The sequence below is a fragment of the Streptomyces ardesiacus genome (assembly GCF_003112575.1).
Taxonomy (GTDB): Bacteria; Actinomycetota; Actinomycetes; order Streptomycetales; family Streptomycetaceae; genus Streptomyces; species Streptomyces ardesiacus.
In genome coordinates this window covers 293,522-316,757 of sequence record NZ_BEWC01000003.1, presented here as the reverse complement: position 1 = coordinate 316,757, position 23,236 = coordinate 293,522, and the positions used below count along the sequence as shown (strand labels likewise).

The window sequence follows — 23,236 nt, the reverse complement described above, 5'->3', positions numbered from 1 at the left end:
ACCCCGCACAGCCGCTCCTCCCGTCGCTTCCGAAAATCATGCAAGCGTGCTTGATTGTTCTCCCCGCCCCTGCCATGCTCCTCCCCACACCGCGCCGCACGCCGCCGTGCCCGAGGGGAGCGACCCGTGTCCGACCCGACGCCCGTGATCGACGACCTGCGCGAGGAGAGCGAGGAACTCGACGCGCTGGTGGCCAAGTTGAGCCCGGAGGAGTGGCGGCTGGCCACCCCGGCGCCCGGCTGGACGATCGCCCACCAGATCGCGCACCTGCACTGGACCGACCGCGCCGCCCTGGTCGCCGTCACCGACGAGGACGGGTTCGGGGCGCTGATCGAACAGGCCCTCGCCGCGCCCGACCGGTACGTCGACGACGCCGCCGAGGAGGGCGCCGAGCAGCCCCCCGCCGAGCTGCTGGCCGCCTGGCGGGAGGGCCGTACCGCCCTCGACGGGGCCCTGCGCGCCGCCGCCCCCGGTGCGCGCTTCCCCTGGTACGGGCCGCCGATGGCCACCGCGTCCATGGCCACCGCCCGCCTGATGGAGACCTGGGCCCACGGCCTGGACGTCGCGGCGGCGCTCGGCGTGTCCCGCCCGCCCACCGACCGCCTGCGCCACGTCGCCCGCCTCGGCGTCCGCACCCGGGACTTCGCCCACGCCGCCCAGGGACTCACCCCGCCCGCCGAGCCGTTCCGCGTCGAACTCACCGGCCCCGGCGGCGACCTGTGGACGTACGGCCCCGAGGACGCCCCGCAGCGCGTCACCGGCCCCGCGCCGGACTTCTGCCTGCTGGTCACCCAGCGCGCCCACCGCGCCGACCTCGCCCTCACCGCCGAGGGCCCGGACGCCGACCGCTGGCTGGACCTCGCCCAGGCCTTCGCCGGACCGCCCGGAGCCGGACGCCCGCCGCGGGGGGAGGCCCGGTGAGCGTGCTCCGCGTCGGCAACGCCTCCGGCTTCTACGGCGACCGTTTCTCCGCCCTGCGGGAGATGCTCACCGGCGGCCCCCTGGACGTCCTCACCGGCGACTACCTCGCCGAGCTGACCATGCTCATCCTGGGCCGCGACCGGCTGAAGGACCCCGGCGCCGGATACGCCCGCACCTGCCTGCGGCAACTGGAGGAGTGCCTCGGTCTGGCCCACGAGCGAGGTGTCAGGATCGTCGCCAACGCCGGAGGGCTCAACCCCGCCGGACTCGCCGACGCCGTACGGGCGCTGGCCGGGCGGCTCGGCGTCCCCGTCCGGGTCGCGCACGTCGAGGGCGACGACCTCACCGCCGCCCACCCGGGCGCCCTGGCCGCGCACGCCTACCTCGGCGGCTTCGGCATCGCCGCGTGTCTGCGGGCCGGCGCCGACGTCGTCGTCACGGGCCGCGTCACCGACGCCGCGCTGGTCACCGGGCCCGCCGCCGCGCACTTCGGCTGGGGGCCGACGGAGTACGACCGGCTCGCGGGCGCGGTCGTCGCCGGGCACCTGCTGGAGTGCGGGGCCCAGGTCACCGGCGGCAACTACGCCTTCTTCCAGGACGGCGACGTACGGCGCCCCGGTTTCCCGCTCGCCGAACTGCACGCCGACGGCACCTGCGTCCTCACCAAGCACGACGGCACCGGCGGCTTCGTCGACACCGGCACCGTCACCGCCCAGCTGCTCTACGAGACGGGCGGCGCCCGCTACGCCGGACCCGACGTCACCGCCCGGCTCGACACCGTACGGCTCGCCCAGGACGGGCCCGACCGCGTCCGCGTCGAGGGCGTGCGCGGCGAGGCACCGCCACCCACCCTCAAGGTCGGCCTCAACCGCCTCGGCGGCTTCCGCAACGAAGTCGCCTTCGTGCTCACCGGCCTCGACGTCGAGGCCAAGGCCGCGCTGGTGCGGGAGCAGATGGAGCCCGTGCTCGGCAAGATCGCCGACGTCCGCTGGGAGCTGGTCCGCACCGACCGGCCCGACGCCCCGACCGAGGAGACCGCCAGCGCCCTGCTGCGGCTCGTCGTCCGCGACGCCGGCCAGGAGGCCGTGGGGCGGGCGCTGAGCGGCGCCGCGATCGAACTCGCCCTCGCCGGCTACCCCGGCTTCCACGTGCTCGCGCCTCCCGGGAAGGGCGCGCCCTACGGGGTCTTCGAAGCCCGCCACGTCCCCCGGGAGACCGTCGAGCACGTCGCCGTCCTCCCCGACGGGCGACGGACGACCGTCGCACCCGCCCCGCACACGGCCGTACTCGCCCCCGTACCGGAACCGCCCCTGCCCGAGCCCCTGCCGCCCGGCCCGGTCCGCCGGGCCCCGCTCGGACGCGTCGCCGGCGCCCGCAGCGGCGACAAGGGCGGCGACGCCAACGTCGGCGTGTGGGCGCGGACCGACGACGCCTGGCGCTGGCTCGCGCACGAGCTGACCGCCGACCGGTTCCGCGAGCTGATCCCGGAGGCCCGCGACCTGCCCGTCACCCGGCACGTGCTGCCGAACCTGCGCGCCCTCAACTTCGTCGTCGAGTCCCTGCTCGGCGAGGGCGTCGCCGCGCAGGCCCGTTTCGACCCGCAGGCCAAGGCGCTCGGCGAGTGGCTGCGCGCCCGCCACCTGGACATCCCGGAGGTACTGCTGTGACGGTCCTGCCCACCGTCGTCGACCCGGCCGCCCCCGACCACCGCGCCCACCGCGAGGCGATGCTCGCCAAACTGGCCGACCTGGACGCCGAACACGCCAAGGCCCTCGCGGGCGGCGGCGAGAAGTACGTCGCCCGGCACCGGGGGCGCGGCAAGCTCCTCGCCCGCGAGCGCATCGAGCTGCTCCTCGACCCGGACACCCCCTTCCTGGAGCTGTCCCCGCTCGCCGCCTGGGGGAGCGAGTACGCGGTCGGCGCATCCCTGGTCACCGGCATCGGCGTCGTCGAGGGCGTCGAGTGCCTGATCACCGCCAACGACCCCACCGTGCGCGGCGGCGCCAGCAACCCCTGGTCGCTGAAGAAGGCCCTGCGCGCCAACGACATCGCCCTCGCCAACCGGCTGCCCTGCATCAGCCTCGTCGAGTCCGGCGGCGCCGACCTGCCCTCCCAGAAGGAGATCTTCGTCCCGGGCGGCGCCATCTTCCGCGACCTCACCCGGCTGTCCGCGGCGGGCATCCCCACCATCGCCGTCGTCTTCGGCAACTCGACCGCGGGGGGCGCCTACATCCCCGGCATGTCCGACCACGTGATCATGGTCAAGGAGCGCGCCAAGGTGTTCCTCGGCGGCCCGCCGCTGGTCAAGATGGCCACCGGCGAGGAGAGCGACGACGAGTCGCTCGGCGGCGCCGAGATGCACGCCCGCACCTCCGGCCTCGCCGACCACTTCGCCGTCGACGAACCGGACGCCCTGCGCCGGGCCCGCCGGGTCGTCGCCCGGCTCAACCACCGCAAGGCGTACGCCGATCCGCCCCTCGCCGAGCCGCCCAAGTACGACCCCGAGGAGCTCCTCGGCATCGTCCCGGACGACCTCAGGACACCCTTCGACCCGTGCGAGGTGATCGCCCGGATCGTCGACGCCTCCGACTTCGACGCCTTCAAGCCCCTGTACGGGACGAGCCTGACCACCGGCTGGGCCACCCTGCACGGCTACCCGGTCGGCATCCTCGCCAACGCCCAAGGGGTCCTGTTCAGCGAGGAGTCGCAGAAGGCCGCGCAGTTCATCCAGCTCGCCAACCAGCGCGACATCCCGCTGCTCTTCCTCCACAACACCACCGGCTACATGGTCGGCAAGGAGTACGAGCAGGGCGGCATCATCAAGCACGGCGCCATGATGATCAACGCGGTCTCCAACTCCCGCGTCCCCCACCTGTCCGTCCTCCTGGGCGCCTCCTACGGCGCCGGTCACTACGGCATGTGCGGCCGCGCCTACGACCCCCGCTTCCTCTTCGCCTGGCCCAGCGCCAAGTCCGCCGTCATGGGCCCGCAGCAGCTCGCCGGCGTCCTGTCCATCGTCGCCCGCCAGTCGGCCGCCGCGAAGGGACAGCCGTACGACGACGAGGGCGACGCCGCCCTGCGCGCCATGGTGGAGCAGCAGATCGAGTCCGAGTCGCTGCCCATGTTCCTGTCCGGGCGGCTCTACGACGACGGCGTCATCGACCCCCGCGACACCCGCACCGTCCTCGGCCTGTGCCTGTCCGCGATCCACACCGCCCCCTACGAGGGCGCGCGCGGCGGCTTCGGCGTCTTCCGGATGTGAGGAACCACGTGATTGCTTCCGTACTGGCCGCCAACCGGGGCGAGATCGCCTGCCGCGTCTTCCGCACCTGCCGCGACGCGGGCATCCGCACCGTCGCCGTGCACTCGGACGCCGACGAGAACGCCCTGCACACGCGCATGGCCGACGTCGCCGTCCGCCTGCCGGGCGCGTCGCCCGCCGACACCTACCTGCGCGGCGACCTGATCGTGAAGGCCGCCGTCGCCGCCGGCGCCGACGCCGTCCACCCCGGCTACGGCTTCCTGTCCGAGAACGCCGACTTCGCCCGCGCCGTCCGGGACGCGGGCCTGGTGTGGGTCGGGCCGCCGCCCGAGGCCATCGAGGCGATGGCGTCCAAGACCCGCGCCAAGGAACTGATGGGCATCGCGCCCCTCACCGACGTCACCGAGGCCGACCTGCCGGTGCTCGTGAAGGCGGCGGCGGGCGGCGGCGGACGCGGCATGCGCGTCGTACGCCGCCTCGCCGACCTCGACGCCGCGCTGGCCGCCGCCCGCGCGGAGGCCGCGAGCGCCTTCGGCGACGGCGAGGTCTTCGTCGAGCGATACCTCGGCGGGGACGCGGGCGGCCGCCACGTCGAGGTGCAGATCCTCGCCGACAGCCACGGCACCGTGTGGGCGCTGGGCACCCGCGACTGCTCCCTCCAGCGCCGCCACCAGAAGGTGATCGAGGAGGCCCCGGCACCCGGTCTCACCCCCGAACTGACCGCCGAACTCCACCGGCTCGCCGTACGCGCAGCCCGCGCCGTCGACTACGTCGGTGCCGGGACCGTCGAGTTCCTCGTCGCCGGCGGCACGGCGCACTTCCTGGAGATGAACACCCGCCTCCAGGTCGAACACCCCGTCACGGAAGCCGTCTTCGGCATCGACCTCGTCGCCCTCCAGCTCCGGATCGCCGAGGGCCACGCCCTCGACGCCGATCCGCCGCACCCGCACGGCCACGCCGTCGAGGCCCGCCTGTACGCCGAGGACCCGGCGAACGGCTGGGCCCCGCAGACCGGCCGCCTGCACCGCCTCGCCGTGCCCGACGGCATCCGCCTGGACACCGGCTACACCGACGGCGACGACATCGGCGTCCACTACGACCCGATGCTCGCCAAGGCCGTCGCCCACGCGCCCACCCGCGCCGAAGCCGTCCGCCGGCTCGCCGGGGCCCTGGAACGGACGGCCGTCCACGGCCCGGTCACCAACCGCGACCTGCTCGTCCGCTCCCTGCGCCACGAGGAGTTCACCTCCGGCCGCATGGACACCGGCTTCTACGACCGCCACCTCGCCGCCCTGACCCGGCCCGCCCCCGACCCCCTCGCCCCCCTGGCCGCCGCCCTGGCCGACGCGAGCACCCGCACCGGCCGCTTCGGCGGCTGGCGCAACCTGCCCTCACAACCCCAGGTCAAGCGGTACGCGATGGCGGGGGAGGAGCACGAGGTCCACTACACGCACACCCGGACCGGCCTCACCGCCGAGGGCGTCCGTGTCGTCCACGCCGACGCCGAGCGGGTCGTCCTCGAGACGGACGGCGTCCAGCGCCGCTTCGACGTCGCCCGCTACGGCGACCGCGTCCACGTCAACACCACCACCCTCACCGCCCTCCCCCGCTTCCCCGACCCCACCACCCACCACGCCCCCGGCTCCCTCCTGGCCCCCATGCCGGGCACCGTCGTCCGCGTCGCGGAGGGCCTCACGGAGGGCGCGACCGTCCAGGAGGGCCAGCCGCTGCTGTGGCTGGAGGCCATGAAGATGGAGCACAGGATCACGGCTCCGGCCACGGGAACACTGGCCGAGCTGAACGCCGTACCGGGGCAGCAAGTGACGGTCGGCTCCGTGCTGGCGGTGGTGCAGGCGGCCTAGGGGCGCGGAGCCGCAGGGACCACGCGGCTCCGCCGCGTGGGCGCGAAAGACCACAACGAACCCGGCACCCGAAGGAGCACAGTGACCACCCTCGTCGAATCCGAAGAGCACAAGTCCCTCCGCGCAGCGGTCGCGGCCTTCGCCAGGACCCAGCCCCACACCCTCGACGCCGAGGACAACAAACGCCTCTGGCAGGCCGCCGCCAAGCTCGGCTACATAGGCGTCAACCTGCCGGAGGCATACGGCGGAGGCGGCGCCGGCATCACCGAACTCTCCCTCGTCCTCGAAGAACTGGGCGCCTCGGGCAACCCCCTCCTCATGATGATCGTCTCCCCGGCGATCTGCGGCACCGTCATCGCCCGCTTCGGCACCGAGGAACAGAAACGCGAGTGGCTCCCGCCCCTCGCCGACGGCACCCGCCTGATGGCCTTCGGCATCACCGAACCCGACGCCGGATCCAACAGCCACCGCATCACCACCACCGCCCGCCGCGACGCGGCCACCGGGGACTGGCTCCTCACCGGCCGCAAGGTCTTCGTCTCCGGCGTCGACATCGCCGAGGCCACCCTGATCGTCGGCCGCACCGAGGACGCCCGCACCGGCAGGCTCAAGCCCTGCCTGTTCATCGTCCCGCGCGACGCCCCCGGCTTCGAACGCCGCCCCATCGACATGGAACTCAGCGCCGTGGAGCGGCAGTTCGAGCTGACCCTCGACGACGTACGGCTGCCCGCCGACGCCCTGGTCGGCGACGAGGACGCGGGCCTCCTGCAACTCTTCGCCGGACTCAACCCCGAGCGCGTCATGACCGCCGCCTTCGGCATCGGCATGGGCCGCCACGCCCTTGCCCGCGCCCTGGACTACGCCCGCGAGCGCACCGTCTGGAAGACCCCCATCGGCGCCCACCAGGCCATCGCCCACCCCCTCGCCCAGGCACACATCGAACTCGAACTCGCCCGCCTGATGATGCAGAAGGCGGCCCACCTGTACGACGCGGGCGACGACGCGGGCGCGGGCGAGGCCGCCAACATGGCGAAGTACGCGGCCGGAGAAGCCTGCGTGAAGGCCGTCGACCAGGCCGTGCACACCCTCGGCGGCAACGGCCTCACCCGCGAGTACGGCCTCGGCCGCCTGATCACGGCCTCGCGCGTCGCCCGTATCGCCCCCGTGAGCCGGGAGATGATCCTCAACTACGTCTCCCACCAGACCCTGGGCCTGCCCAAGTCCTACTAGGCCGCCACCAGTCCGCGTTGGAGGAACCGTGTTCCGCAGCGAGTACGCAGACGTCCCGCCCGTCGACCTGCCCATCCACGACGCCGTGCTCGCCGGGGCCGCCGCCTTCGGGGACGCACCGGCGCTGATCGACGGCACCGACGGCACCACCCTCACCTACGAGCAGGTGGACCGGTTCCACCGGCGGGTGGCCGCCGCCCTCGCCGAGACCGGCGTGCGCAAGGGCGACGTCCTGGCCCTGCACAGCCCCAACACCGTCGCCTTCCCCCTGGCCTTCTACGCCGCCACCCGCGCGGGCGCCTCCGTCACCACGGTGCACCCGCTCGCCACGGCCGAGGAGTTCGCCAAGCAGCTCCAGGACTGCTCCGCCCGCTGGATCGTCACCGTCTCACCCCTGCTGGACACCGCCCGCCGCGCCGCCGCACTCGCGGGCGGCGTCCAGGAGATCCTGGTCTGCGACAGCGCGCCCGGCCACCGCTCGCTCGTCGACATGCTGGCCTCGACCGCCCCCGAACCGTCCGTCGCGATCGACCCGGCCGAGGACGTCGCCGCCCTGCCGTACTCCTCGGGCACCACCGGCACCCCCAAGGGCGTGATGCTCACCCACCGGCAGATCGCCACCAACCTCGCCCAGCTCGAACCGTCCGTTCCCGCCACACCCGGCGACCGCGTCCTCGCCGTCCTGCCGTTCTTCCACATCTACGGCCTCACCGCCCTCATGAACGCCCCGCTCAGGCTCGGCGCCACCGTCGTCGTCCTGCCCCGCTTCGACCTGGCGCAGTTCCTCGCCGCCATCCAGAACCACCGCATCACCGGCCTGTACGTCGCCCCGCCGATCGTCCTGGCCCTCGCCAAGCACCCCCTGGTCGCCGACTACGACCTCTCCTCGCTGAAGTACGTCGTCAGCGCCGCCGCCCCCCTCGACGCCCGACTCGCCGCCGCCTGCTCGCAGCGGCTCGGCCTGCCGCCCGTCGGCCAGGCCTACGGCATGACGGAACTGTCCCCGGGCACCCACGTCGTCCCCCTGGACGCCATGAACGAGGCCCCGCCCGGCACCGTCGGCAAGCTCATCGCGGGCACCGAGATGCGCATCGTCTCCCTCACCGAGCCCGGCACCGACCTGCCCGCCGGCCAGTCCGGGGAGATCCTCATCCGCGGCCCCCAGGTCATGAAGGGCTACCTCGGCCGCCCCGACGCCACCGCCGCGATGATCGACGCGGACGGCTGGCTGCACACCGGCGACGTCGGCCACGTGGACACCGACGGCTGGCTGTTCGTCGTCGACCGCGTCAAGGAACTGATCAAGTACAAGGGCTTCCAGGTGGCCCCCGCCGAACTGGAGGCCCTCCTGCTCACCCACCCCGGCGTCGCCGACGCGGCCGTCGTCGGCGCGTACGACGACGACGGCAACGAAGCACCGCACGCCTTCGTCGTACGCGGGCCGGCCGCACCCGCCCTCGCGGAGGGCGAGATCATGATGTACGTCGCCGAACGCGTCGCCCCCTACAAACGCGTCCGCAAGGTCACCTTCGTCGACACCGTCCCCCGCGCCACCTCCGGCAAGATCCTGCGCCGCGCACTGAGGGAGCAGCAGTGACCCCGGCCGCCCACGTCGCCCGCACGCGCGCGGGGGGCGTCGAGACCCTCACCCTCGACTCCCCCCACAACCGCAACGCCCTCTCCGCCGCCCTCGTCGGGGACCTCGCCGCCGCCCTCACCGAGGCGGGTGAGGACCCCGGCGTGCGCGCCGTCGTCCTCGCCCACACCGGGAACACCTTCAGCGCGGGCGCCGACCTGCGCGACCCGCCCCACCCGGACGCCCTGGTCGGCCTCCTCCGGCAGGTCGCCGAGGTGCCCAAACCCGTGATCGCCCGCGTCGCCGGACACGTCCGCGCGGGCGGCCTCGGCCTCGTCGCCGCCTGCGACGTCGCGGCGGCGGCCACCGGGTCGACGTTCGCCTTCACCGAGGTCCGCATCGGCGTGGCCCCCGCCGTCATCTCCCTGACCCTGCTGCCCCGCACCGACCCCCGCGCCCTCGCCCGCTACTACCTCACCGGCGAACGCTTCGACGCCGCCGAAGCCGCCCGCATCGGCCTGGTCACGGCGGCGGGCGACGACGTGGACGCCCTGCTCCACCCCGTCCTCGACGGTGTGCGCCGCGCCTCACCGCAGGGTCTGGCCGAGACGAAACGGCTGCTCACGGCTAGGGTGCTGGAGGCCTTCGACCGGGACGCGGCCGACCTGACCGCGCTCTCGGCCCGGCTGTTCGCCTCCCCGCAGGCCCGCGAGGGGATGACGGCCTTCCTCGAACGACGGGATCCGGAATGGGTGGTGTCAGCGGCGCCGTGACCACGGCCGACCGCGCGGAGCGCGTCCCCAAGCAGGACCGCAGCCGGGCCACCCGGCAGCGGCTCCTGGAAGCCGCCGTGGCCTGCCTCGCCGAACGCGGCTGGGCCGGTTCCACGGTCTCCGTCGTCGCCGAACACGCCGGCGTCTCCCGCGGCGCCGCCCAGCACCACTTCCCGACCCGCGAGGACCTCTTCACCGCGGCCGTGGAGTACGTCGCCGAGGAACGCTCCGTCGCCCTGCGCGCCCTCTTCCCCGAGGGCGCGGCCGCGGCCGGCCGCCGCGCGGTGGTCGCCGCCCTCGTCGACCTCTACACCGGCCCGCTCTTCCGCGCCGCCCTGCACCTGTGGGTGGCCGCCTCCAACGAGGAGCAGTTGCGCGGCCGGGTCACCGAGCTGGAGGCCCGCGTCGGCCGCGAGACCCACCGCATCGCCGTCGACCTCCTCGGCGCCGACGAAAGGCGCCCCGGCACCCGCGAAACCGTCCAGGGCCTCCTCGACATGGCCCGCGGCCTGGGCCTCGCCAACCTCCTCACCGACGACGCGGCACGCCGGGACCGGGTGGTGGAACAGTGGGCGCGCCTGCTGGAACAGGCGCTGGACTGAAGCGGCGGGCCCGGCCCGCGGACCCGGCCGCGGCGCGGTGGCGGCGGCTCACGGACTCAGCCGCTCCACCCGCCACCCCCCGCCGCCCTCCGCCACGTACCGCAGCCGGTCGTGCAGCCGGTTCTCGCGGCCCTGCCAGAACTCCACCGCCTCCGGCACCACCCGGAACCCGCCCCAGTGCGGCGGCACCGGCACCTGCTCGCCCTCCGGATAGCGCGCCGCCAGCTCCGCGTACGCCGCGTCCAGGGCACGCCGGTCCGCCACCACCGAGGACTGGACGCTCGCCCAGGCGCCGAGCTGGGAGCCGTGCGGCCGGGTCCGGAAGTACGCGGCGGTCTCGTCCCGCCCGGTGCGGCGCGCCACGCCCGTGACCACCACCTGCCGGGCCATCGGATGCCAGGGGAAGAGCAGCGAGACGTACGGGTTCGCCTCCAGCTCGCGCGCCTTGCGGGAGTCGTAGTTGGTGTAGAAGACGAACCCCTGCCCGTCGAAGTGCTTCAGCAGCACCGTGCGGGAGCTGGGCCGCCCCTCGGCGTCGGCCGTGGAGACCACCATGGCGTTCGGTTCGAACAGCCCGCCCTCCGTCGCCGCCTGCTTGAACCAGCGCGCGAACTGCTCGACGGGCGTCGCCGCCAGCTCGGTCTCGGACAGTCCCTCGGCGCGGTACTGCTTGCGCATCGAGGCGAGATCGAAGGGGACTGGGGCGGCGGCGGGCACGGCGGATACGGCGGAATCGGCTTCGCGATCGGTCACGTCGCCCATCCTGCCGCATCCGCCCCGCCCCTCGGCCGGGGTGGCACCCGGTGCCGCACCCTCTCCCCAAGGGCGGCACGCGGGGTTATGGTTCTTGGTCCCGCTCCGGCCGGATGAGCGACGGCCGCGCGGGGCATCACAGGGGTGACCGCCGGGACCGCGAGTCGAACACCGACCGTGGATCCATGGAGGCGCCGCACCGCCTCCGCCCAGGTCACCGCAGACCACTGATCACGAGGAGCCGCCTGATGTCCGACTTCGTACCCGGGCTAGAGGGAGTCGTCGCCTTCGAGACGGAGATCGCCGAACCCGACAAGGAGGGCGGCGCCCTGCGCTACCGCGGCGTCGACATCGAGGACCTGGTCGGCCACGTCTCCTTCGGCAACGTCTGGGGACTGCTCGTCGACGGGGCCTTCAACCCCGGCCTGCCGCCCGCCGAGCCCTTCCCCATCCCCGTCCACTCCGGCGACATCAGGGTCGACGTCCAGTCCGCCCTCGCCATGCTCGCGCCCGCCTGGGGCCTCAAACCCCTCCTGGACATCGACGCCGCCCAGGCCCGCGACGACCTCGCCCGCGCCGCCGTCATGGCGCTGTCCTACGTCGCCCAGTCGGCGCGCGGCCAGAGCCTGCCCATGGTTCCGCAGCGCGAGATCGACAAGGCCCAGTCGGTGGTCGAACGCTTCATGATCCGCTGGCGCGGCGAACCCGACCCCAAGCACGTCGCCGCCGTCGACGCCTACTGGACCTCCGCCGCCGAGCACGGCATGAACGCCTCCACCTTCACCGCCCGCGTCATCGCCTCCACCGGCGCGGACGTGGCCGCCGCCCTCTCCGGGGCCGTGGGCGCCATGTCCGGCCCGCTGCACGGCGGTGCCCCCTCGCGCGTCCTGCACATGATCGAGGAGATCGAGCGCACCGGCGACGCCGAGGCCTACGTCAAGAAGACGCTCGACGCGGGCGAACGCCTCATGGGCTTCGGCCACCGCGTCTACCGCGCCGAGGACCCCCGCGCCCGCGTCCTGCGCCGCACCGCCCGTGAACTGGGCGCCCCGCGCTACGAGGTCGCCGAGGCCCTGGAGAAGGCCGCCCTCGCCGAACTCCACGCCCGCCGCCCCGACCGGGTCCTGGCCACCAACGTCGAGTTCTGGGCCGCCATCATGCTGGACTTCGCCGAGGTCCCGGCCCCCATGTTCACCTCGATGTTCACCTGCGCCCGCACGGCCGGCTGGTCCGCCCACATCCTGGAACAGAAGCGCACCGGCCGCCTGGTCCGCCCCTCCGCCCGCTACGTGGGCCCGGGCACCCGCGACCCGCGCGAGATCGAGGGCTACGCCGACATCGCGGGCTGAGGCCCCGGGAACGCAGGCGACCCGCGAGTCTGGTTCCTCCGTGGAGGAGCCGGCCGGACGTACCGGCGACTCGCGGGTCGGGTGACTGCTTGGGATTGGGCCGGCTGCACGCGTCTGTCACGCGCTGGTCCGGCGCCGCACTCCGTGTGGTGCCGGGCCGCTAGCCCGCAGCCACCTCACGCGTCCGGTTGTCATACATTCGCCGGATCACCTCCTTTCGGTGTGGTGCCCACATTAGGAACGCGTCGGCCCCCGATCAACCTCTTTTTCCAGAGGCGGAGCGCAGGGGCTCGCCACACGTGCCGTGCTGCCGCGTTGGTCCGGCTAGCCCCGCTCGACCGCGCCGGCCAGGTCCAGTGCCGTCGCGATGCGGACCGCCACGTCCTCGGCGTACATCGCGTCCGGGCGCTCGAACGCGCTGCGGCCCGCGCCCCGCAGGAAGGTGACGACGCCCAGGGTCCGGCCGCGGCTGCGCAGCACCGCGCACAGGCCGTGCACCGTGTCCGCGGGCCACTGCCGGGCCGCCGCCCACTGCCGCACCTGCTCCTCGGGCACCGTCCGCACCCCGGCGCTGGCCCGCACGGAGCCCGCCCGCTCGACGCACTGGACGGCGGGGTGCCCCTCGCCGTAGCGCACCGGCATCCCCGACGCTCCGGACGGCACGCTCGGTCCCGGCGCTCCGGACGGTGTGGCCGCGACCCGCACCAGCCGCACCGGCTCGGCCGCGTCGGTGTCCGCCTCCGCGCCGCCGACGACCCGGTCGATGAGGGCGTGGTCGGCGAACCCCGCCAGCGCGAAGTCCAGATGGACGATCGCGGCCTCCGCCGGGTCCTCGCACTCGGCGGCGGCACGCGCCGCCCGGTGCAGCTGGTTGGCCCGGAAGCGCAGCAGCGCCGCCTCCTGCTCGCCCTGCTTCGACTCCGTGACGTCCTGGAACAGCCAGCCGACGCCCAGCGGCACCGGCTCCTCCGCGAGCGGCGAGGCCAGCCGCACGAATCCGCTGCGCCAGCACCGGCGCCGCTCGCCCTCCGGCGTGCGCAGGCTCACCCACACCTCGGCCGGTGCGGGCGGCGCGCCCTCGGCGAGGACGTGCGTCAGCGCGTTCTCCAGCTCCTCCACGCCCTGGGAGAGCAGGTCACCGAGCGGTCGTCCCAGCACGGCCGTGCGCCCGGCGCCCAGCGCCCGCGCCGCGTGTGCGTTGACCACGGCCGGCCGCAGATCGGCGTCCACCAGGACCACGCCCCAGCTCGCGTCCTCCAGCAGGGCCTCGCTCAGCGCGATGGACCGCTCCAGGTCGATCTGCGCGTGCACCTCGCTGAACGCGCAGTACACCCCGGCGGGCCGCCCGTCGGGGCCGCGGACCGCCGCGGACTGGGTGCGCACCAGCACCCGGCCGCCGTCCTTGGTCAGCAGCGCGAACTCGTGCACCTGGCGCCCCGGTGCCCGCATCGCGGACAGGAGCCGGTCCTCCACCTCCCCGGCGTCCGCGCTGCGCACGGCCCATCCGGCGAAGCCCTGCCGTCCCACGGCCTCGGCCGCGCTCCAGCCCAGGATCCGCTCCGCCTCGCGGTTCCAGTGCGTCACGACCCCGTGCGCGTCGAAGGCGCACAGGGCCGCGTCCATGCCGTCGAGGAGCGCGGCCAACAGGTCCGCGCCGTCCCGCTCGGGCTGCTCCGGCTCGTCCGGCCCCAGCTCGTCGGTGGTCCCACTACGCCGGGAAGCACTCACCTGGACCCCCTGCAGGCTGCGTCCGCCGTTCGGTACGTCGGTTCGCTCACTGGCCTTCATTCAACTCGAACGTGATGCAGCACACGTCGAGTTCCCGCAAGTTCGCGGAAATCGTTGTACTGCGGAAACACGGCATACGCCTCCGTCATGACGGGGCACGAAGGATCACGCCGGAGTGGCGGCGAGCCTCAGGTCGACCCACTCGTCGCGCTCGCCGTCGAGCACGTACCGCTCCTTCTCCACGAACCCGCGCGCCCCGGCGAACCGCAGCCCCTCGGCGTTCGCCGCCAGCACCACGGTCTCCACCGCCCCGGCGCCCAGCTCGCGCGCGTGCCCCAGCCCCGCCTCGTACAGCGCCGTACCGATCCCACGGCCCCGGTACGCCGGCAGCACCCGGGCTATCACGGTCGCCACCCGCTCCTCGCCGCCGGGCGGCCGCAGGGTGGAACAGCCGACGAGCACGTCATCGAGGTAGGCGTTGGCCAGCCGGTTGCGCCCGGTGCGTTCCCGGGCCTCGGCGAGGGTCATGGCGGCCGGCGGCACGATCACGTTGTGCACGTGCCGCCACTCCTCCACCATGGCGTCCCCCTCCACCGGCTCGATCCGCAGCGCCGAGCCGGGACCGGCCGCGACCGTCCCCCGCCGCGCGTCCACCTCGATCTCGATGCGCATCCGTTCGTCCGCGAGCCCGCACACCGTCATCGTCGCGGCCGGCCGCACCCGTGCGAACGTCCGCCGCAGCACGGGCCGGCACGGTTCGAAGTCCTCCCGCGCGGGCAGCAGGTAGCGCACCCGCACCACGTCGGCGAAGGTGCACCCCGCCTCGGCCAGCGCGGCCCCGATGTTGCGCAGGCACTGCTCGGCCTGCTCCACCACGTCCCCGGAGATCGTCATCGACGCGTAGTCGAACCCGGTCGTCCCCGACACGTGCACCCTGTCCCCGTCGACGACGGCCCGGGCGTACCCGATCCGCTCCTCGAAGGCCGACCCACTGACGATCGCCCGCCTCACCTGCGGTCCCCCCTGTCGTTCCGTCATGGACGAGACCGTAGGCGAGCCGCGAGGAGACGATCAATGCCATGGGCGCCCCGAGAGGCGTGGCCGTGGGCCGGTCAGCGGCGGTAGAAGATGCGGTCGCCGTACTGGTCCAGCACGCGGCCGTTCCACTCGTGGCCGCCGTCCACGTTGCCCGAGCGGAGCAGCGGGGGTTCGATGCCGCGGTCGGCGAGGGCGGCGGCCGCCGTGGCGGTCATGGCCTGCACGAGGGCGCTGGTGACGACCGTGGAGGCGGGGGCGAAGGGGGCGGGGACGGTGTCCAGGGTGAGTTCCGCGTCGCCGACGGCGATCTTGGAGTCCAGCACGATGTCGCAGTGGTCCTTGAGGAACGTGCCGGAGGCGTGCCGCGACGTCGTCTCGGCGGCGTACGCCACCGAGGTCACGCCGATGACCCGGACGCCGAGCGCGCGGGCGTTCATGGCCATCTCCACGGGCAGGGCGTTGCGCCCGGACAGGGAGATGATCACCAGGGCGTCGCCCGCGCGGAGCGGGGAGGAGTCCAGGACGGCGCTCGCGAGGCCGTCGACGCGTTCCAGGGCGGAGCCGAGCGTGGCCGGCATGACGTCCACGCCGACGACGCCGGGTACGGCGAGCAGGTTCATCAGCGCGAGACCGCCGGCGCGGTACACGACGTCCTGGGCGGCGAGGGAGGAGTGCCCGGCGCCGAAGGCGAAGAGCCGGCCCCCGCCCTGCACGGTGTCGGCGAGCAGCGTGCCGGCCGCCTCGATGCCGTCCGCCTCCTCGTCGCGGACGCGTCGCAGGAGGTCGATCGCCGCGTCGAGGAACTGTCCGGCCGGCTTGCGGTCGCTCATGCGGGACCCCTTCGGAGTGGCTGCGTCGCGGATCACGGTGCGGTCTGGACCAGCGCGGTGTCAATACGGCGTCAACGCGAGCGCCGGGGTCCGCGCGGGGGCGGTCGGGCCCGGCTTTCCGCGGCGAGGCACGGTTGTCGGTGGTATGCGTCAGAATTGGTGACAGGGCCAGCGCACGCGCCGGTGGGCCGCAGCCTCCGGCAATCTCATCGAGGGGCACGTATGTCCGGACTGATTGACACCACGGAGATGTACCTCCGCACCATCCTCGAGCTGGAGGAGGAAGGTGTGGTCCCGATGCGCGCCCGGATCGCCGAGCGGCTCGACCAGAGCGGCCCGACGGTCAGCCAGACGGTGGCGCGGATGGAGCGCGACGGCCTGGTGTCCGTGGCGGCCGACCGGCACCTCGAGCTGACCGACGAGGGCAGGCGGCTGGCGACGCGCGTGATGCGCAAGCACCGGCTCGCGGAGTGTCTGCTCGTCGACGTGATCGGCCTGGAGTGGGAGCAGGTGCACGCGGAGGCGTGCCGCTGGGAGCACGTGATGAGCGAGGCGGTGGAGCGCCGCGTCCTGGAGCTGCTGCGGCACCCGACCGAGTCGCCGTACGGCAACCCGATCCCGGGCCTGGAGGAGCTGGGCGAGACGGACGGGGCCGATCCCTTCCTGGACGAGGGCATGGTGTCCCTCGCCGACCTCGACCCGGGTGCCGAGGGCAAGACGGTCGTCGTGCGCCGGATCGGCGAGCCCATCCAGACGGACGCGCAGCTCATGTACACGCTGCGCCGGGCGGGCGTGCAGCCCGGTTCGGTGGTGAGCGTGACCGAGTCGGCCGGCGGTGTGCTGGTGGGCAGCAGCGGGGAGGCCGCCGAGCTGGAGGCGGAGACCGCCTCGCACGTGTTCGTCGCCAAGCGCTGACCGCGCGGGGCCGGGCCGCAGTACGCCGATCCGCAGCGGCCGGGCGATTCCCGTGCGAGGCTGTGGCATGACGACGTGCGGGCTCTTGGCCGCGGCCGACAGCGATGTCACCCGGGCCGGAGAGGGGGAGGCGTGCCGGAGAGACGGAGAGGGCCCCGGCGCCGTGCGGCGCCGGGGCCTGTCCTCCCCTGTACTGACCTGGAGCCCCGAGCTCTCAAGGTCAATCCCGTCGGACCGTTTTCCCCGAGCGGTCCGCCTCCCGTTGAAGATCTCCCCTGGGCGACGGCGATCAATCCCTGACCGGTGTCACTCGAATGAGCGGTGTTGTTCGGCGAGAGGGTTTTTTCGAATGGTTATTCGATAATCTCGGTACTCTGCACGGCAGGCAGGACACGGTTCACAGGACCGGCCGGTCCGCGAGGGCGGGCGGGTCCGAGCGGAGCTTGGGGGGTGCCAGGACCAATGGCGCGGCGCATCGACGTGACCGGCGCGGGCGGCGTACGCCTGGCCGCCTGGGAGTTCGGCGACCCTCCCAAGACCGACCGGGCGGACCCGGCCGGCCGGGCGGATCCGCCCGGCCGGGCCGACCGGACGCACGACCTGCCCGGCGTGCTGTTACTGCACGGACTGATGGGCCGCGCCTCGCACTGGGCGCCCACGGCCCGCTGGCTCTCCGCCCGCCACCGTGCCGTCGCCCTCGACCAGCGCGGCCACGGCCGCAGCGACAAGCCCCCGCGGGCCGCCTACACCCGCGAGGCCTACGTGGGGGACGTCGAGGCCGCCCTGGAGCAGCTCCGTCTCGGCCCGGCCGTCCTCGTCGGCCACGCCATGGGCGCGCTGACCGCCTGGCAGCTCGCCGCGAAACGCCCCGACCTGGTCCGCGGGCTGATCATCTGCGACATGCGGGCCTCGGCCCTCGGCGCGGCCTCCCAGCACACCTGGACCGAGTGGTTCCGCGCCTGGCCGGTCCCCTTCGCCACCCTCGCCGACGTCCGCAAGTGGTTCGGCGAGGACGACCCGTGGGTGGAGCGTCCGAACCCGGCCCGCGGCGAGTTCTACGCCGAGGTGATGGCCGAGTCCCCGGACGGCTGGCGCCCCGTCTTCGACCCCGAGACGATGCTGCGCTCCCGCGAGACCTGGGTCTATGACGCCCACTGGGAGGAGCTGGCCCAGGTGCGCTGCCCCACCCTGGTCGTGCGCGGCCTCGACGGCGAGCTGGGCCGCGCCGAGGCGCAGGAGATGGTCCGCGTCCTGCCGGACGGGCAGTACGCGGAGGTCGCCGACGCCGGCCACCTCGTCCACTACGACCAGCCGGAGGCGTGGCGGGCGGCCATCGAGCCCTTCCTGGACACCCTCCGGGACGCGTGACCGCTCCCTGACGCCTGCCGGCGGCCCCGGTCACCCCTTGCTGACCGCCGCGAGGATCTCCGGCAGCCGCCCTGCCGTGCGCGGTGCGGCCAGCCGCAGGCCGAGCAGCGTCAGCGCCGCGCCGTACACCGCGCCCGCCGGCAGCAGTGCCCAGCCCGCGTCCCCGGCGCCCGCGCTCACGTGCACCCAGATCGTCACCGCGATCACCGGCGCGCACAGCAGGGCCGCGCCGATCATGCCGCCGAAGATCGAGACCCAGGCCAGCCCGACCTGTCCGGGGGCGACGTTCTTGTACCCCTCCTGCGGGATGGAGTACGGGAAGCGCGCCGAGGTCCACGCGCCGGTCGCCAGCATCGCCCCGAGCAGCGCGTAGGACAGGCCCAGCGCCTCGGGCAGGGTCCGCCAGTCGTCGAGCATCGCGGTGGTCAGGACCGTCACGAGGGTGGCGTACGGCAGCGTGATCAGCAGCAGCGCCAGCGCGCGGGCGCGCAGCTCGACGTAGGCGTCCCTGGCCGAGGAGATGGTCATGGCGACCATCCAGAACGCGGACGTGTCCTGGCCGAACTGGTTGTACATCTGGATGCCGAGCATCCCGGCGGCGAAGCAGGCGAAGTAGACCGAGCCGGTGCCCTGCCAGGCGTTGAACACCGGCACGATCAGGCCGATGGCCAGCGAGGTCACCCACGCCGCCTTGGTCTTCGGGTCGCGCCACACATAGCGCAGGGTGCGCTCCATGGTGGTGCCGGTGCGGCCCGCCGGCAGCCACCGCGCGGGCCCGGCCGAGCCGCGCTCGCGCACCGCCCCGCTGTCGCCGTGCAGCGTGGAGCCGTCGGGCGCCGTCATCAGCCGCGTCAGATGCCGTGCCCACACCCGCAGCAGCAGCACCAGCGCCGCGGCCGTCAGCGCCAGTTGCGCCACCGCGACGCCGTACGACCCCTCGCTCGCCGCGTCCATCGCGCCGACCGCCGACGCGGGCGGCACCCAGCGCACCACGTCGGCCACCGGATCCAGCTCGCCCAGCCCCGAGGAACCCAGCCGCTGCGCGCCGAAGTTGACGAGCTGCGCGCCGACGGCGACGACCAGCCCGCTGAGCACCGCGAGATCGCGCCCCTTGCGGCTGGTCAGCAGCCGCACGTTGGCGGCGGCGACGGCCCGCGCCAGGGTCACGCACACCAGCAGCGCGAGGACCACTGCGACGACGCCGACGGCGTACGCCGCCGCGCCGTGCGCGACCGCGACCACGGAACCGGCGAACACGCACAGCGTGAACAGCGGTCCGATGCCGACCAGCGAGGACGTGAGCAGGGCCCGCACCAGGGGGCCGGGCCGCAGCGGCAGCATCACCAGCCGGGTCGGGTCGAGGGTCTCGTCGCCGCCCGGGAAGAACAGCGGCATCACCGCCCAGCCGAGGGCCAGCACCGCGGCCAGCAGGACGACCAGGGAGTCGACGTGCGCGTGCCCGCGCAGTGCGATCAGGCCGAGGAGCTGGAGCGCGGCGAAGAGCAGGACGACGACGGCCGAGCCGATGTAGGCGGCCCGCCGCCCGCCGGACTGGCGCAGCCCGTTGCGCAGGAGCGAGAGCTTCAGCCGCACGAAGATCGAGGTGAGGGACGGGACGGCCCCGCCCGCCGGGGACGGGACCGAGACGTCCGGTGCGGTCGGCGCGCTCATCGGGACCCGCCGCCCAGCCAGTCCAGGCCGGACCCGGCGTCCCGGCCGCCCGCGCCGACGAGTTCGAGGAACGCCTCCTGCAGCGAGGCCGCCCCGCCGCGCACCTCGGCGAGCGTGCCGGTGGCGCGGATGCGGCCGGCCGCCATGACGGCCACCCAGTCGCACAGCGACTCCACCAGCTCCATGACGTGGGAGGAGAAGACCACGGTGGCGCCGGAGGCGGTGTAGCGCTCCAGCACCCCGCGGATGGTCTGCGCGGAGACGGGGTCGACGCCCTCGAACGGCTCGTCCAGGAACAGCACTTCGGGGTTGTGCAGCAGCGCCGCGGCGAGCCCGGTCTTCTTGCGCATGCCGGTCGAGTAGTCGACGACCAGCTTGTGCTGGGCCCCCGTGAGGTCGAGCACGTCGAGCAACTGCGTGGCCCGCCTGTCGACCTCGTCGCCGGGCAGCCCGCGCAACCGGCCCGTGTAGCCGAGCAGTTCGCGCCCCGACAGCCGCTCGAACAGCCGCAGTCCCTCGGGCAGCACGCCTATCCTGGCCTTCACCTCGGCCGGATCCCGCCACACGTCGTGCCCGACGACCTCGACCGTCCCCCGGTCCGGCCGCAGCAGCCCGGTCACCATGGAGAGCGTGGTGGTCTTCCCGGCCCCGTTGGGTCCGACGAGCCCGATGAACTTCCCGGCCGGCAACTCCAGATCGACCCCGCCCACGGCCACCTGCTCCCCGAACCGCTTCCAGAGCCCCTGAACCCGCACGGCGCTGTCACCCATCACATCTCCCTCCGTCGGCTTCGACCCTACGGGGGAGCAGCGCCGGCAAGAGGCGCGGGACTGTGCCGATCCGCGGCGGGCCGCGTGGGCGCGACCGGCCGCGCGGCCGGCACCCGCCGCGTCACGGCGGCCCGGCGGACGCATGGGCGCCCCTAACGGTCCCTGCCGCACGCGTACACCAACGCCGAGATCAACTCCTCCACATCCGGCAGCCACCGATTGGCCGCAGTCGGCCGGCAGGCCCACTGCACCGCCCCCCAGGTCCCGCACCGCGTGGGCGGCGCCACCACGTACGCCCCCTCCCCGAGCACGGCCAGATCGAGTGCCCGGGGCGCCCAGCCCAGCCGCCGTACGAGATCCGGCACCTTCGCCCCCGCCCCGGGCAGCACGAAGAACCGCATCCGCCGGTCCGGCGCCAGCGTCACCGGCCCCAGCGTCAGCTCCATCCGCTGCATCCGGGCCAGCGCCAGGAACCCGGCGGTCTCGGGGACGTCGACCGCGTCGAAGGTCCGCCCCGTGGGCAGCAGGATCGACGCCGTCTGCTGCTTCTGCCACATCCGCCGGGCGACGGTCGCGCTGCCCGTCGCGTGCGCCGCCCAGTCCTCGCGCGCCGGGTGCGCGCCGGGCGCGCGGCACGCCGGGTCACCGCAGGAGCAGCGGTGCGTCCCGCCGACGGGCACCAGCCAGGTGCCGGGAAGGACGTCCCAGTGACGCTCCTCGGCGTAGCGAACGGCGGTCTCCAGCAGCGAGGTGCCGCGCTGCTGCGGGATCTGTGCGGCTTCGGTGCCGGGGATGGTCTCTTCCACGTCACCCTCAACTCCCGGGCCCACCAGGGGTTACGGGGGTGGCGCGCGCGGGGGGAGGTGCATCGGCTCGGCGTTCGGGGCGCATGGGTGCACATATGGGGGCGCGCAGGAGGATTCGGTGCGGGAGCTGGGTAGCCAGGACTGGGGCCGGCAACGGCCGTTACCCGACAATCCTCGCAAGCTTCGCACGTCTCGCATTGTCGGCACATCGACTGGGCATTGATCTTCACGGCCGGATCCGATTCGTCCGCAGAATCCGCCGGGACGGCATCGAGACCGCAAGAGACCGCATGGGGGTTACGCCATGGCCGCAAGGCCGCTCGTCGCGCGGCAGCCGAACGAACGACTGCAGGCGCTCATTCAGGAAGCGGGCTGCTCGAACGCGGGCCTCGCCCGCCGGGTCAACGTGTGCGGGGTCGAGCACGGACTCGACCTGCGGTACGACAAGACCTCCGTGGCCCGTTGGCTGCGCGGACAGCAACCGCGGGGCCGGGCACCGGCGATCATCGCCGAGGCGCTCGGACGCAAGCTCGGCCGCACGGTCACGATCGACGAGATCGGCATGGCCAACGGCAAGAACCTCGCCTCCGGCGTCGGCCTCCAGTTCTCGCCGACGGTACTGGGGGCCATCGAGCAGGTCTGCGAGCTGTGGCGCAGCGACGTGGGGCGCCGGGACTTCCTGTCCGGGTCCTCCGTCGCCGCCTCCGCGCTCGTTGAGCCCAGCCGTGACTGGCTGATTTCCGCCCCCGACCCGCAGGTGTCCCGTTCGGCGGGGCCGCGGGTGGGCCAGTCCGACGTGGCGGCCGTCAAGGCGATGACGCAGGCGCTGGTGGACCTCGACCACCAGTACGGCAGCGGGCACGTGCGCCCGGTCCTCGTGCACTACCTGAACAGCGTCGTCTCCGGACTGCTGGCCGGTTCCTACCGGGAGGCGGTCGGACGGGAGCTGTTCGCCACGGTGGCGCGCCTGACCGAGCTGGCCGGGTACATGGCCGTGGACACCGGCCAGCCGGGCCTCGCCCAGCGGTACTACATCCAGTCCCTGCGGCTCGCGCAGGCGGCAGGGGACCGCGGCTACGGCGGGTACGTGCTGGCCGCCTCCATGAGCCACCTGGCCGCGCAGCTCGGGAACCCGCGCGAGATCGCCCAGTTGGCGCGGGCGGCGCAGGAGGGCGCACGCGGGCGCGTCACACCCCGCGCGGAGGCGATGTTCCACGCGGCCGAGGCCCGCGGCCACGCGCTCCTCGGCGACGTGCGGTCGGCCCACGAGGCGGCCGGACGGGCGGTCGGGGCGATGGAGTCGGCCGATCCGGCCTCCGGGGACGACCCGGTGTGGATCGCGCACTTCGACGACGCCTACCTGGCCGACGAGTTGGCGCACTGCCACCGGGACCTCGGCCAGGCCGACGCGGCGGCGCGCTACGCGCGGCAGTCCCTGGACGGCCACCCCGCGTCACGGGCGCGCAGGCGGGCCATCGGCCATGTGCTGTTGGCCACGGCCCAGGTGCAGCAGCGCGAGATCGAACAGGCCTGCCACACGGCGACGAAGGCCGTGGAGCTCCTGGAGACGCTGCGTTCCAACCGGGGCGCGGAGTACCTGGACGACTTCCAGGCCCGGCTCGAGCCGTACCGGGAAGAAGCCGTGGTCAGGGAGTTCGGTGCCCGGCTCGACCTCCAGGCCGCCGCGTGAGCGGGGGCGCGGGTGGGTGAACTGGCGTGAATCCGCGCCGTGGTGAGAGGAAGGAGACATCAACAGCGTGCCGCGGCCTGGTTTTGTTACTG

At 74.0% G+C, this 23,236-nt stretch carries 19 protein-coding genes; 12 read left to right on the top strand and 7 right to left on the bottom strand.

What is annotated here, in order from left to right; translation table 11 throughout:
* The first annotated feature begins 126 nt into the window (after positions 1 to 126).
* From Sdi02f_RS14290 to Sdi02f_RS14255, 8 genes are all read left to right on the top strand, one after another.
* Complete coding sequence (locus Sdi02f_RS14290) at positions 127 to 921, top strand: TIGR03084 family metal-binding protein (RefSeq protein WP_108933365.1); 795 nt, start codon at positions 127 to 129, stop codon at positions 919 to 921.
* Complete coding sequence (locus Sdi02f_RS14285) at positions 918 to 2,588, top strand: acyclic terpene utilization AtuA family protein (RefSeq protein ID WP_108933364.1); 1,671 nt, start codon at positions 918 to 920, stop codon at positions 2,586 to 2,588. Before Sdi02f_RS14290 ends, Sdi02f_RS14285 begins: the two co-directional genes overlap by 4 nt.
* The gene (locus Sdi02f_RS14280; RefSeq protein WP_108933363.1) at positions 2,585 to 4,183 is read left to right on the top strand and encodes an acyl-CoA carboxylase subunit beta; all 1,599 of its coding nucleotides are present in this window, start codon (positions 2,585 to 2,587) and stop codon (positions 4,181 to 4,183) included. Before Sdi02f_RS14285 ends, Sdi02f_RS14280 begins: the two co-directional genes overlap by 4 nt.
* 8 nt (positions 4,184 to 4,191) lie before the next feature.
* Positions 4,192 to 6,045 (top strand): acetyl/propionyl/methylcrotonyl-CoA carboxylase subunit alpha, encoded by a 1,854-nt coding sequence (locus tag Sdi02f_RS14275; protein WP_108933362.1) that lies wholly within the window; start codon positions 4,192 to 4,194, stop codon positions 6,043 to 6,045.
* A gap of 81 nt (positions 6,046 to 6,126) precedes the next feature.
* Positions 6,127 to 7,275, top strand: coding sequence for an acyl-CoA dehydrogenase family protein (locus tag Sdi02f_RS14270; RefSeq protein WP_108933361.1), 1,149 nt, complete (start codon positions 6,127 to 6,129; stop codon positions 7,273 to 7,275).
* Positions 7,276 to 7,303: 28 nt separating this feature from the next.
* Complete coding sequence (locus Sdi02f_RS14265; protein WP_108933360.1) at positions 7,304 to 8,872, top strand: 4-coumarate--CoA ligase family protein; 1,569 nt, start codon at positions 7,304 to 7,306, stop codon at positions 8,870 to 8,872.
* Positions 8,869 to 9,624: an enoyl-CoA hydratase family protein gene (locus tag Sdi02f_RS14260; RefSeq protein WP_030399322.1), complete on the top strand. Its 756-nt coding sequence runs from the start codon at positions 8,869 to 8,871 to the stop codon at positions 9,622 to 9,624. The genes Sdi02f_RS14265 and Sdi02f_RS14260 overlap by 4 nt, the downstream gene beginning before the upstream one ends.
* Positions 9,600 to 10,226 carry a TetR/AcrR family transcriptional regulator gene (locus Sdi02f_RS14255; protein WP_167458172.1) on the top strand — a complete coding sequence of 209 codons (627 nt, stop codon included), beginning with the start codon at positions 9,600 to 9,602 and terminating at the stop codon, positions 10,224 to 10,226. The genes Sdi02f_RS14260 and Sdi02f_RS14255 overlap by 25 nt, the downstream gene beginning before the upstream one ends.
* A gap of 48 nt (positions 10,227 to 10,274) precedes the next feature.
* Here Sdi02f_RS14255 and pdxH read toward each other — a convergent pair whose 3' ends face one another.
* Positions 10,275 to 10,988 (bottom strand): pyridoxamine 5'-phosphate oxidase, encoded by a 714-nt coding sequence (gene pdxH / locus Sdi02f_RS14250; RefSeq protein ID WP_107087406.1) that lies wholly within the window; start codon positions 10,986 to 10,988, stop codon positions 10,275 to 10,277.
* Between the two features lie 239 nt (positions 10,989 to 11,227).
* Between pdxH and Sdi02f_RS14245 the strand changes: the two genes are divergently transcribed.
* Positions 11,228 to 12,328 (top strand): citrate synthase 2, encoded by a 1,101-nt coding sequence (locus Sdi02f_RS14245; RefSeq protein WP_030399319.1) that lies wholly within the window; start codon positions 11,228 to 11,230, stop codon positions 12,326 to 12,328.
* 324 nt (positions 12,329 to 12,652) lie between these two features.
* Here the strand turns inward: Sdi02f_RS14245 and Sdi02f_RS14240 are convergent, their stop codons facing one another.
* The 3 genes from Sdi02f_RS14240 to Sdi02f_RS14230 all read right to left on the bottom strand — a co-directional run bounded on the left by Sdi02f_RS14240 (position 12,653) and on the right by Sdi02f_RS14230 (position 15,924).
* A complete protein-coding gene (locus Sdi02f_RS14240) occupies positions 12,653 to 14,056 on the bottom strand; it encodes a PAS domain-containing protein (protein ID WP_108933427.1) in 1,404 nt (467 codons plus the stop codon).
* 165 nt (positions 14,057 to 14,221) lie between these two features.
* Positions 14,222 to 15,094 carry a GNAT family N-acetyltransferase gene (locus tag Sdi02f_RS14235; protein WP_108933359.1) on the bottom strand — a complete coding sequence of 291 codons (873 nt, stop codon included), beginning with the start codon at positions 15,092 to 15,094 and terminating at the stop codon, positions 14,222 to 14,224.
* A 74-nt stretch (positions 15,095 to 15,168) separates the two neighbouring features.
* Entirely contained in the window at positions 15,169 to 15,924 is a 756-nt protein-coding gene (locus tag Sdi02f_RS14230) for an SIS domain-containing protein (protein ID WP_108933358.1), read from the bottom strand.
* A gap of 222 nt (positions 15,925 to 16,146) precedes the next feature.
* On the opposite strand from Sdi02f_RS14230, the gene Sdi02f_RS14225 reads away from it, so the two are divergent.
* On the top strand, positions 16,147 to 16,839 hold the full coding sequence (locus Sdi02f_RS14225) for an iron-dependent transcriptional repressor DtxR (protein WP_030399315.1): 693 nt from the start codon (positions 16,147 to 16,149) through the stop codon (positions 16,837 to 16,839).
* A 462-nt stretch (positions 16,840 to 17,301) separates the two neighbouring features.
* Positions 17,302 to 18,207, top strand: coding sequence for an alpha/beta fold hydrolase (locus tag Sdi02f_RS14220; RefSeq protein WP_030399314.1), 906 nt, complete (start codon positions 17,302 to 17,304; stop codon positions 18,205 to 18,207).
* Positions 18,208 to 18,237: 30 nt separating this feature from the next.
* On the opposite strand, the gene Sdi02f_RS14215 is transcribed toward Sdi02f_RS14220, so the two are convergent.
* The 3 genes from Sdi02f_RS14215 to Sdi02f_RS14205 all read right to left on the bottom strand — a co-directional run bounded on the left by Sdi02f_RS14215 (position 18,238) and on the right by Sdi02f_RS14205 (position 21,454).
* Positions 18,238 to 19,878: a transporter gene (locus Sdi02f_RS14215; protein WP_108933357.1), complete on the bottom strand. Its 1,641-nt coding sequence runs from the start codon at positions 19,876 to 19,878 to the stop codon at positions 18,238 to 18,240.
* Positions 19,875 to 20,648 (bottom strand): ABC transporter ATP-binding protein, encoded by a 774-nt coding sequence (locus Sdi02f_RS14210; RefSeq protein ID WP_030399312.1) that lies wholly within the window; start codon positions 20,646 to 20,648, stop codon positions 19,875 to 19,877. Before Sdi02f_RS14210 ends, Sdi02f_RS14215 begins: the two co-directional genes overlap by 4 nt.
* 152 nt (positions 20,649 to 20,800) lie before the next feature.
* Positions 20,801 to 21,454, bottom strand: coding sequence for a bifunctional DNA primase/polymerase (locus tag Sdi02f_RS14205; RefSeq protein ID WP_031083539.1), 654 nt, complete (start codon positions 21,452 to 21,454; stop codon positions 20,801 to 20,803).
* Between the two features lie 304 nt (positions 21,455 to 21,758).
* On the opposite strand from Sdi02f_RS14205, the gene Sdi02f_RS14200 reads away from it, so the two are divergent.
* Positions 21,759 to 23,144: an NsdA family TPR-like regulatory protein gene (locus Sdi02f_RS14200; protein WP_108933356.1), complete on the top strand. Its 1,386-nt coding sequence runs from the start codon at positions 21,759 to 21,761 to the stop codon at positions 23,142 to 23,144.
* Positions 23,145 to 23,236 lie beyond the last annotated feature (92 nt).